The 2851-nt window shown below is 29.4% G+C and carries 3 protein-coding genes; all 3 read right to left on the bottom strand.

Going from position 1 to position 2851, the window contains the following annotated elements:
- Positions 1-32 precede the first annotated feature (32 nt).
- Genes HMPREF2794_RS21560 through HMPREF2794_RS21550 form a run of 3 tightly spaced genes read right to left on the bottom strand, consistent with a single transcriptional unit; the run spans position 33 to position 2731 of the window.
- Positions 33-467 carry a hypothetical protein gene (locus HMPREF2794_RS21560; RefSeq protein WP_005647368.1) on the bottom strand — a complete coding sequence of 145 codons (435 nt, stop codon included), beginning with the start codon at positions 465-467 and terminating at the stop codon, positions 33-35.
- Positions 468-525: 58 nt separating this feature from the next.
- Entirely contained in the window at positions 526-1149 is a 624-nt protein-coding gene (locus HMPREF2794_RS21555; RefSeq protein ID WP_004295355.1) for a ParA family protein, read from the bottom strand.
- A gap of 19 nt (positions 1150-1168) precedes the next feature.
- Complete coding sequence (locus HMPREF2794_RS21550) at positions 1169-2731, bottom strand: relaxase/mobilization nuclease domain-containing protein (RefSeq protein WP_032951409.1); 1563 nt, start codon at positions 2729-2731, stop codon at positions 1169-1171.
- Positions 2732-2851 lie beyond the last annotated feature (120 nt).

Genomic DNA, 2851 nt, shown 5'->3' with positions numbered 1-2851 from the left:
CTTTTGTTTCACAAAACGACCCTTTTTCTGTACTAAAGAAAACGGTTCTTTTTTTGCTTAATCAAAGAACTTATGTCATTACGGTGTTTAGTTAACCAATCTTCCAAAATAAACGAAACTAAAGATGAAATAGGTATTTTGGCTTTAGCTTTGAGCAAGCCAAACACCTCTTTTACATCTGTATCAACATATAGAACTTCCTTGCAATTATAATTTTTTCCTTTAATGTACTCTAATAAGTCCGTCAAATCCATATCACTAGAGCCATTAAAATTAAAAACTTCCGAAGAAGTTGTTTCCATTTCTACATGAGGTGGTTCTTTCTCCTCTTCAACTTCACATTTAGCTTCTTGAATAGGAGTTTCATTTATACTACTCCCATGCGATTCTTCACCTCTTATCATTTTAGCTATTTCCAGAACACTAGAAATGCCTTCATTTTGCTTTTTCCTTAATTTATCAGCCATGCGCAAATATATACAATAAATGAATAATTTTATAACAAATATCTATAAAATGAATATTTTATTTTATTGCTCCTTCTTGAATGATATAATCATAAGCATTCTTCACCTTATCAATACACTCATTACTAATTGCTAATGTATTTATACGTTCCATCGCAACAGAAGCTGGTATTTCATCTGTAACAAAACCAACTTGCTTAAGAATATCAACTACCTGTTCTTTCGTCTCATATCTTACCGCAGTTCTCATATTGTTAGGCAAAAAGAATATTTTAGCTTTTACATTTAAATACTGTAACACTTGGATAAAAAAGCCTGTACTATCCATTGTAAATTTATCGTATTTAAATGGGCATATTATTATATCCGCAGCTTTAAGAATAGTTCCCAAAGCATCATCATCAATCTTACCGGGCAAATCTATTAATAGATTTCCTTGCTCAACCTTAGTAAAATCACTAATAATTTTAGCAACATTAGATATATCGGTTTGTATAACCTCATATTTAGGTTCATTATCATAGGTCGCAATATCTTCTTTTCTTCTATCCGATAATGAACGCTGAAAATCTAAATCCAATACTAGAACTTCTTTTCCTTTTTCTACTAGATAGTTGGCAAATTGTATGCAATTAGTCGTTTTACCACAACCGCCTTTCTGATTTCCAAATAATATTATCATATCTTATTCTATTTATTAATTAATTTTGTTGCTGTCCTCTTTTCTTTTTCCTGTTAGGAGATTTATCTTGCTGTACATTTATATGCTGGCTAAGAATATCACAAATAGCATCAATCAGATTAAATCCCCTTGCCAGTTCTGAATCTTGTTCAACATTTATTCTTTCCATCTTATCAAGAGTAACTAGAGTAATCCTATCTTTACTATAGCCATCTTTTATAATATTGATTCCTAAATCATCAGTACTTATGATTACTTTATTCTTTTTATCTATTAGATAAACTAAATTATCATCTTCAACAAAAAGAATTCCTTTTTCTCTTAATGTAGAATGTAAATCTGAACTATGAGCCAAATAACTATTTATCATATCAGAATAGACAGTATTTTTTTTATCCATATGCTCTTGAATCAAAATATCATCTTTTTTCACATGATAAATTCTACTTAACAACTCGGCTTCTTTAACTGTAGCAACATTAAATTTATTTGCTTCATACACTCTGCTATTATATCTAAATTCTTTCAGCAGTTTTTTATCAAGAACCAATAAAGCCTTATCATCACCATTTATAAATATTGTGCCATTCATTGAAAACCTATAATCGTAATCTAACATTGATTTCTTGAAACTATCCATTGTATATTTTGTTCCATCTTTCAAAAGAAGATTAATTATACTATTACAATGTTCTACTTTTGCTTGTTTATTAGGCTCTACTAAAAGTTCCTTCAAATCCATAACTTCCCCACCTTTCAAAACTCTCTTATTTCTATAATCAATTAATGTATATCCATAAGGTTTAGTATGTCCTTTTCCTGTATGAAAGACTAAATTTATACCAAACTTATCTTTCATCAAAGTTTGAAGTTCTGTATAGGAAAGTCCTTGCTTATATTTAAATAAAAGAGCTGTTATCTGTTTTCTTCTTTCTTCATCAGGTGTATATTGTTTAGCTTTATCTTTTATCTGCTCTAATTGAATTGAAGCGTGCTTTTCACCACCCTTATACAAAATTAATAATCCATCCTTTTCTCTTAATTTCCATCCTGATTGTTCAAGTAACAACTTATATTGCTGCACTGTAGAAAAAGAAAACTCCATGTATTTTGAAATATCATCTTTAGCCTTCAAAGCTAAATCAACATTCATTATTTGATTTATGACTTTCTGTGAGCGCACAGCTTCCATATTATCTTTTACCTTCTGTCCGTTCTTCTGTACTCGTGTAGAAACAATATGTACATGATTATTTTCTGTATCAGAATGAAAATATATCATATAAGGATTATTTCCATAACCCATTTTATTTATATATTGCAAAGCTACATTTTTCAAATCATCTGCCGAATATTCACGCCCCTTACATGAAATCACTGCATGAAATTGTTTTGCCTTGACCGCTGGATTAGTCCTACAGACAGATTCCATATAAGCTATATAATCCGACTTCTTCAAATTATCTGGATTCATAGCAAAATTTTCTGCAACAAGAAGTTCACTCTTGCCTTCCTCATTCTTTCGCTCATTATAATCAATACCAGCGAAAGAAGTTGCCGCTTTTAAAACTACTACTACCATATTTATAACTTCACACCGCAAATATACAAACAAATATTCAATAAAAGAATATTTCAATATAATTTATTCATATAATAAATATACAAATATTATATATTCATATATTATTTATATATATAA

The organism is Bacteroides sp. HMSC067B03 (genome assembly GCF_001811315.1).
GTDB classification, from domain to species: domain Bacteria; phylum Bacteroidota; class Bacteroidia; order Bacteroidales; family Bacteroidaceae; genus Bacteroides; species Bacteroides faecis.
The sequence above is the reverse complement of the archived record's forward strand: the minus strand, read 5'-3'. Positions and strand labels throughout refer to the sequence as shown.